Genomic DNA, 8,108 nt, shown 5'->3' on the forward strand with positions numbered 1-8,108 from the left:
GAGCAGACTCATTCATCATCGGATCCGGACCTGCTCATGCCTCACCTCGCCATCAAGAAAATCCTCGTCGCCAACCGCGGCGAAATCGCCATCCGGGTGATGCGCGCCGCCGCCGAGCTGGGCATCCGCACGGTGTCGATCCATGCCCAGGAAGACCGCTTTGCCCTGCATCGCTTCAAGGCCGATGAAAGCTACCTCGTGGGCGAGGGCAAAAAGCCGATCGCGGCCTACCTGGACATCGACGACATCCTGCGCATCGCCGTCGAAGCGGGCGTCGACGCCATCCACCCGGGTTATGGTTTCCTGTCCGAGAATCCGGACTTTGCCGACGCCTGCCTGGCCAGGGGGATCGCCTTTATCGGTCCCCGGGGCGATCTGATGCGTACATTGGGCAACAAGGTGGCGGCACGCCATGCGGCCGTCGGCGCCGCCGTGCCGGTCATGCCCGCCAGCGGCGCCTTGCCGGAGGACCTGGCGGCAGTCAAGGCCATCGCGGCCGAAATCGGCTACCCGCTGATGCTCAAGGCAAGCTGGGGAGGCGGCGGGCGCGGCATGCGCGCCATCGAGAGCGAAGCCGATCTCGAGGCCCAGCTGGGGCCGGCCAGGCGCGAGGCGGCGGCCGCTTTCGGCAACGACGAGATGTTCCTCGAAAAGCTGGTGCGCCGCGCGCGCCACGTCGAGGTTCAGATCCTGGGCGACTGCCATGGCACGCTGGTTCACCTGTTCGAGCGCGATTGCTCGGTCCAGCGGCGCAACCAGAAGGTGGTGGAACGGGCGCCGGCCCCTTACCTCGACGACGCCCAGCGCGCCGCCCTGTGCGAGGCCGCGCTGCGCCTGGGGCGCGCCGTCGGCTACACCCACGCCGGGACCGTCGAATTCCTGATGGACGCCGATACCGGGCAGTTCTACTTCATCGAGGTCAATCCCCGCATCCAGGTCGAGCACACGGTGACCGAGCAGATCACCGGCATCGATATCGTCAAGGCCCAGATCCGCATCACCGAAGGCGCATCGATCGGCAGCGGGCCGGACGACCTGGCGGGCGTGCCGGCGCAGGACGGCATCCGCATGAACGGCCACGCGCTGCAATGCCGCATCACCACCGAAGACCCGGAAAAGAACTTCGCGCCCGACTACGGCCGCCTGATCGCCTATCGTAGCGCCGCCGGCTTCGGGGTGCGGCTCGATGGCGGCACCGCCTATTCGGGCGCGGTCATCACGCCTTACTATGATTCGCTGCTGGTCAAGGTGACCACCTGGGCGGCCACCTCGGACGAGGCGATCGCCCGCATGGACCGCGCCTTGCGCGAGTTCAGGATTCGCGGCGTAGCGACCAACCTGCAATTTCTCGAAAACGTGGTCAACCATCCGCAGTTCCGCAGCGGCGAATGCATCACGCGCTTCATCGATTCGACCCCCGCGCTGTTCAACTTCAGCAAGCGCCAGGACCGGGCCACGCGCCTGCTGCGCTTCATCGGCACGGTCTCGGTCAACGGCAATCCCGAGATGAAAGGCCGGGCCGCGCCCGCCGCGGCGCGGGCGCACGCCCCCTTGCCGCAGGTCGAGCGCAGCAGCGCACCGCGTCCGGGCTCGCGCGACAAGCTGCTCGAACTCGGTCCCGAGCGCTTTGCGCAATGGATGATCGAGCAGCCGCGCGTGCTGCTGACCGATACCACCATGCGCGACGCGCACCAGTCGCTGTTCGCCACCCGCATGCGCACTGCCGACATGCTCGCCATCGCGCCGTACTATGCGCGCATGCTGCCCGAACTGTTCTCGCTCGAATGCTGGGGCGGCGCCACCTTCGACGTGGCGATGCGCTTCTTGAAGGAAGACCCGTGGGAGCGCCTGGCGCTGCTGCGCGAGAAGGTGCCGAACATCCTGTTCCAGATGCTGCTGCGCGGTTCGAACGCGGTCGGCTATACCAACTACGCCGACAACGTCGTCGAATACTTTGTCAAGCAGGCCGCCAGCGCCGGCGTCGATGTGTTCCGGGTCTTCGATTCGCTCAACTGGGTAGAGAACATGCGGGTGGCGATCGACGCGGTGCGCAATGCGGGCGGACTGTGCGAAGGCGCGCTCTGCTACAGCGGCGACCTGTTCGATCCGGCCCGCCCGAAGTACAACCTGCAGTATTACGTAAAGATGGCAAAGGAGCTCGAACGGGCCGGCGTGAACGTGTTGGCGATCAAGGACATGGCCGGCGTGTGCAAGCCGCGCGCGGCCCATGCGCTGGTCAAGGCGCTCAAGGAGGAAGTCGGCCTGCCGATCCATTTCCACACCCATGACACCAGCGGCATCTCGGGCGCCAGCGTGCTGGCGGCGATCGACGCCGGTTGCGACGCCGTCGACGGTGCCATGGATGCGATGAGCGGCCTGACGTCGCAGCCCAGCCTGGGCGCGCTGGCGGCGGCGCTGGCGCATACCGACCGTGACCCGGGGCTCGACCGCAAGGCGATGATCTCGCTGTCCGCCTACTGGGAGGAGGTGCGCCGCGGCTATGCGCCGTTCGAGGCCGACATCCGCTCGGGCACCTCGGACGTGTACCGCCATGAGATGCCGGGCGGGCAGTACACCAACCTGCGCGAACAGGCCCGTGCGATGGGGCTGGCGCACCGCTGGGACGAGGTGTCCACCGCCTACGCCGACGTGAACCAGCTGTTCGGCGACATCGTCAAGGTCACGCCCACCTCGAAGGTGGTGGGCGACATGGCGCTGTTCATGGTCGCCAACGACCTGGACAGCGCCGACGTGGGCAATCCGGACAAGCGGATCGACTTTCCCGAATCGGTGATTTCGCTGTTCAAGGGCGAACTGGGCTATCCGTCCGAAGGCTTTCCGGCGGCCTTGTCCAGGCGCGTCCTGGACGGCGCCACGCCGCTGCCCGGGCGCGCCGGCGCCAGCATGGCGCCGGTCGACCTGGAGCGCACCAGGCGCGAGGCCCGGGAGCTGGTCGGCGCACCGCTCGACGACCGCGAACTCGCTTCCTACCTGATGTACCCGAAGGTGTTTGCCGATTTCGCAGCCCACCGCGCCATCTACGGGGATGTCAGCGTGCTGCCGACGCCGGTGTTCTTCCATGGACTCAGGGATGGCGAGGAAGCGTCGATCGAGATCGACAAAGGCAAGACCCTGATCGTCCGCCTGCAAGGGCAGGTCGAGCTGCCCGAGGAGGGCCAGACCAAGCTGTTCTTCGAACTGAACGGCCAGCCGCGCCTGATCCGCATCGATCGTCCCGGCGCCGCCACCGCACAGGGCCTTCCGGTGGCCGTGCAGGGCGATCCCAGCCAGGTGGGTGCGCCCATGCCCGGCATGGTGGTCACGGTGGCGGTGCAGCCGGGCCAGCGGGTGGCGAAAGGCGACCCGCTGGTATCGATTGAAGCGATGAAGATGGAAACCATGGTGCGCGCCGAACGCGATGGCGTGGCCGGCCGCGTGTACGTCAAGCCGGGGACCATGGTCAACGCCAAGGACTTGCTCGTCGATTTCGTCAAGTAGCGCGCGGCGCCAACTTCGTCGCTTACGACGATGCGCGCAACGGCCCGGTTTCCTATACTTTTTTCACCGCCATTCATAGGATATCGCCATGCATCTCACATCAGCCATTTCTGCCGTTATCACGGGCGGCGCCTCCGGTCTCGGCGCGGCCACCGCCCGCGTGCTGGCCGCGCAGGGCGTCAAGGTCGCGCTGTTCGACTTCAACGCCGAGCAGGGCGAAGTACTCGCCGCCGAACTTGGCGGCGTATTCTGCAAGGTCGACGTGACCTCCGAAGCCGAGGTGGACGCCGCCTTCGCCAGGGCCCGCGCGGCACACGGGCAAGAGCGCATCCTGGTCAACTGCGCCGGCACCGGCAACGCGATCAAGACGGCCAGCCGCGACAAGGCCAGTGGCGCGATCAAGCACTTTCCGCTGCCTGACTTCGAACGCATCATCCAGATCAACCTGATCGGCAGTTTCCGCTGCCTGGCCAAGTCGGCCGCCGGCATGCTGGCCCTGGCGCCGCTGCAGGACGGCGAGCGCGGCGTCATCCTCAATACGGCATCGGTCGCGGCAGAGGATGGCCAGATCGGCCAGGCGGCGTATGCCGCCTCGAAGGCGGCCGTGGTCGGCATGACCTTGCCGATTGCGCGCGACCTGATGTCCGAAGGGATCCGCGTCAATACCATCATGCCCGGCATTTTCAGTACGCCCTTGCTGGCGGCGGCGCCGGAGCACGTGAAGGAGGCGCTGGCGGCCTCGGTGCCGTTCCCGCGGCGGCTGGGCGATCCGAGCGAGTTCGCCTCGCTGGTCGAGCAGATGGTGACCAATGCCTATTTCAACGGCGAGAGCGTACGCCTGGACGGCGCGATCCGCATGGCGCCCCGCTGAAGCGGCCGCCAGCAACCACAAGGAAAGCATCCCATGGCTAATCCGGCGATCCGTTTCGAGCGCGATGGCGACATAGGCGTCGTCACTTTTATCAACACCGCCCAGCTCAACCCGCTCAGCGCGGACCTTCAAACCGGCTTGCGCGAGATACTGGCGCAGGTCCGCGGGGATCCTGGCGTGCGGGCGCTGGTCCTGACCGGCGAAGGCCGCGGGTTTTGCGTCGGCGCCGACCTGAAAAGCACAGGCGACGCGGGCGGCGACAGCCTCGGCAACCGTTTTGCCGACTACATGGAAGCGGTGACGAACCGGCTGATCGAGGAGCTGCATGCCTTGCGGGTGCCGGTGATCAGCGCCATCAACGGCGCCGCTGCGGGCGCCGGGGTCGGCCTGGCGCTGGCCGCCGACGTGGTGGTGGCGGCGCGCTCGGCCTACTTCTATCTGCCGTTCATGCCGCGCCTGGGGCTGGTGCCCGACATGGGCGCCACCTGGTTCCTGCCGCGCCTGGCAGGGCGTTCGCGCGCGATCGCGATGGCGCTGCTCGACGAACGCGTCTCGGCCGCACAGGCGCTGGAATGGGGGATGGTGTGGTCGGTGGTCGACGATGCCGAACTGCGCCCGGCGGCACTGGCGCTGGCACGCCGCCTGGCCGCACTGCCTGCCAATGCCGCCCTCGAGATCCGCCGGGCCTTCGATGCCGGCACTCGCAACCCCCTGGTAACGCAACTGAGCTACGAGACCGAACGCCAGCGCGAGCTGCTCGACCGGGCGGAGTTCGCCGAAGGGGTGAACGCCTTTCTCGAAAAACGCGGACCAGTGTTCGCTGTCCGCACCGCATAGCGGGAAAAGGCGTAGATGGGGCAGATCTACTTGATTCGCCATGGCCAGGCATCGTTCGGCAGCGATAACTACGACGCCTTGTCGGCGCTGGGCAGGCAGCAAGGCAAAGTGCTGGGCGAATGGTTCGCCGGGCAGGGCCAGCGCTTCGATCGCGTCGTGGTCGGCGGCATGCAACGGCACCGGCAAACGGCAGCGGCCTGCATGGAGGGGCTGGGACAGTCCGCCCCGCCGGAAGCTGCATGGCAGCTTGAACCGGGGTTCGACGAATACGACCATCATGAGGTCCTGATCCGCCACCGGCCCGAGTTCGACGAGCCTGGCGCCGTGCAGCGTTTCCTGGCCACGCATGAGAACCCGAAACAGGCCTACCAGGCGATTCATGAAGCGGCGGTGGGGCGCTGGATCGGCGGCGACCATGATGCCCAGTACGGCGAGCCATGGCCGCAATTTCGCAGCCGCTGCGCAGGCGCGCTGCAGCGCCTGCTCGAAAGCGCAGGCCCGTCGCAGAATATCGCTGTATTTACTTCCGGCGGCACCATCGGCTGCCTGTGCCAGGGCTTGCTGGGCCTGGACGACCGGCACACGGCGCAACTGAGCTGGACATTCGTCAACAGCGCGGTCACGAAGATTTTCTATCGGCCAGGCAAGCTTGCACTCGGCTACCTCAATAACTACGCCCACCTCGAATGGTGGGGCCAGCCCGGATCGGTCAGCTATCGCTGAACGCACGCTGGCGCGCGTGGATCAGCGAATCAGTTGCAGGCGGCGCGCAATGGCCACGGCCTGGGTGCGGCTCTGCGCATTGAGTTTCATGTTGATGTTACGCAAGTGGGTACGCACCGTGCTGTCCGAGACGAACAGCTTTTCCGCCATCGCGCTGTTGGAGTAGCCTTCGGCCAGCAGCTGCAGCATGCGGTCCTCCTTGCGCGTGAGCGGCTCCAGCATGACCGGACTGGCCGACTCTGGCAGGCCCGGAAGCGGGCCGATCACGTCCAGCAGCTGCTGCAGGTATTCCAGGAAGATCGGGGTGCTGTGCTGGTGCTGCAGCCCCGTTGCGTTCGCATGGACCTGCAGGATCAGCGGCCCGACGCCGGGGCCCTCGTCGAGAATCAGGCGCACAAAGCCCTCGGGACAGGCTTGCTGCAGCACTGCGCGCATGGCTGCGACGGCTCCGGTAGAGTCTCCCGCGCGTTCCAGGGCCAGGGCGTGCAGCACCTGCAATTTGAGGGCGCGCCGGTTCAATCCCAGCGCGCGCGCCGCGTCGAGTTCGGCAAGGACGCGCGGTGCTGTCGCGATGGCATCGCCGAAGTGCAGGTCCCAGCGCAGCTGCGCCAGTTCGAAGTAGTCGAGGTCGTGGGCGAGCTGGCGGTGGCCGCGCACCCGGACCCAGATGGCGCGGTCGTCTGCCCGTTGCAGTTCGTGGCGGGAGCCGTTGCCATTGCCCTGCATGAGCATCAGGCGCGAACGTTCCAGCCTGGCGCTGGCCACCACCCGCGGTAGCTGCCGGTGCTGGCCAAGATATTCGAGTTTGATCAGCTGCTCGAAAGCCTGGTCGATGTCGCCGCGGGTAAAAGCGATGCGTGCAAGCATCAGGTGACAACTGATCATGTGATCGGGCAGGCCGACATCGCGCGCCAGCGGCAGGTAGACATTCAACAAGTGCTCGGTCTGGTCGAGCTGGTTCGCCTCGTAGGTGGCTTCGGCAAACAGCACGCCGGCCCACGCATTGCCATTCGTATGGTTGTGCGAGGTCGAGTGTCCCGCGCTGACGGCCATGCGGAAGCGCGCCGTGGCCTGCCGCAGGCGGCCCTGCTGCACGTCCAGCACGCCCTCGAGCGAATCCGAATACATGCGGTTGAAGGCGCTGTCGGCGGTGCCGCGCCGGGCCATGTCGATCAGCCGGTGCGCTTCGGCGTTCTCCCCCATGGTCGACAGGATATGGGCCATCGCGTTGGTCAGTACGCCGTCGGCGAACGGATTGCAGCTCGGCAGGTGCTGCAGGCTTGCGCGCCCCGCGGCGTAAGCCTCGTCGTAGCGGTCCATCATTGCCAGCAGCAGCGGCCGCAATGCGTACACGTTGGCGAGCACGGCCGGGTCGCCGCTCCGTTCGCAGCCGGAGCGTTCGAGCTGGGTCATTGCCTCCCATGGGCCGCGGGTGAAGCACGACGCCCAGACCGAGGCTGCCTGCAACAGGGGATGCTCGCCCAGCAAAGCCTCGGGTATGGCATCGAACCAGCGCGCCAGCAGGTGCATGCGGCCTTGCTCGAGAAATTCGTGTACGCGGGACGACAACAGCGCAAGCGCAAGCGCATGGGCGTGGGCGCCACCCTCGATGGCATGGTCGATGGCGGGCACCGACCTGCCGTGCGACTCGTACCAGCCGGAAGCTGCCAGATGCAGCTGTACCAGTTCGTCCGGCTGCTCAAGGGCAAGTTGCGCGCGCAGGTAGTCGGAAAACAGGCTGTGATAGCGATAGGAATGTTCTTCAGCCGCGATGGGGACCAGGAACAGGCTGGCCGCTTCGAGGCGGGCCAGGATGCCGTCGGTGTTCTGGTGCGGGTTCAGGGCCTGGCACAGTGAGGGATTCAGGTGGCGCAGGATGCTGGTGCGCATGAGGAACTCGCGAATCTCCTGCGGCTGGTGCGACAGCACATCTTCGGCGAGATAGTCGGCGACGGCGCGGTTCGATCCGGAAAAGCGGTCGATGAAATCGCTGTCCGCGCCGCGCCGCGCCAGTGTGAGCGACGCCAGCCACAGTGCTGCGACCCAGCCTTCGGTCTTGCCATGCAGGCGCTCCAGCGCTTCGGCCTGCAAGAATCCCTGCTCGCGCAGCCTGAGGAACTCGCTGGTTTCTGCAAGCGAGAAGCGCAAGTGCTCTGTGTCCACTTCCACCAGCTGGCCG

General features: G+C 66.7%; 5 protein-coding genes. 4 read left to right on the forward strand and 1 reads right to left on the reverse strand.

Annotated elements, in window-relative coordinates; genetic code table 11:
• Positions 1–36 precede the first annotated feature (36 nt).
• From D3872_RS09550 to D3872_RS09565, 4 genes are all read left to right on the forward strand, one after another.
• Entirely contained in the window at positions 37–3,498 is a 3,462-nt protein-coding gene (locus D3872_RS09550) for a pyruvate carboxylase (protein WP_119810553.1), read from the forward strand.
• Between the two features lie 88 nt (positions 3,499–3,586).
• The gene (locus D3872_RS09555; RefSeq protein WP_119810554.1) at positions 3,587–4,369 is read left to right on the forward strand and encodes an SDR family NAD(P)-dependent oxidoreductase; all 783 of its coding nucleotides are present in this window, start codon (positions 3,587–3,589) and stop codon (positions 4,367–4,369) included.
• Between the two features lie 33 nt (positions 4,370–4,402).
• Positions 4,403–5,206, forward strand: coding sequence for an enoyl-CoA hydratase-related protein (locus tag D3872_RS09560; RefSeq protein ID WP_119810555.1), 804 nt, complete (start codon positions 4,403–4,405; stop codon positions 5,204–5,206).
• Between the two features lie 15 nt (positions 5,207–5,221).
• Positions 5,222–5,929 (forward strand): histidine phosphatase family protein, encoded by a 708-nt coding sequence (locus D3872_RS09565; RefSeq protein WP_119810556.1) that lies wholly within the window; start codon positions 5,222–5,224, stop codon positions 5,927–5,929.
• Positions 5,930–5,950: 21 nt separating this feature from the next.
• Here D3872_RS09565 and D3872_RS09570 read toward each other — a convergent pair.
• Positions 5,951–8,108: winged helix-turn-helix domain-containing protein (locus D3872_RS09570; RefSeq protein ID WP_119810557.1), on the reverse strand; the 2,158-nt coding region annotated here is incomplete at its 5' end.

This window comes from Massilia cavernae (assembly GCF_003590855.1).
Classification (GTDB): Bacteria; Pseudomonadota; Gammaproteobacteria; order Burkholderiales; family Burkholderiaceae_D; genus Telluria_A; species Telluria_A cavernae.

Excerpts from the sequence above, each read along its gene's own strand:
- D3872_RS09550 (WP_119810553.1), top strand. The coding sequence starts at position 37 with ATGCCTCACCTCGCCATCAAGAAAATCCTCGTCGCCAACCGCGGCGAA.
- D3872_RS09555 (WP_119810554.1), top strand. The coding sequence starts at position 3,587 with ATGCATCTCACATCAGCCATTTCTGCCGTTATCACGGGCGGCGCCTCC.
- D3872_RS09560 (WP_119810555.1), top strand. The coding sequence starts at position 4,403 with ATGGCTAATCCGGCGATCCGTTTCGAGCGCGATGGCGACATAGGCGTC.
- D3872_RS09565 (WP_119810556.1), top strand. The coding sequence starts at position 5,222 with ATGGGGCAGATCTACTTGATTCGCCATGGCCAGGCATCGTTCGGCAGC.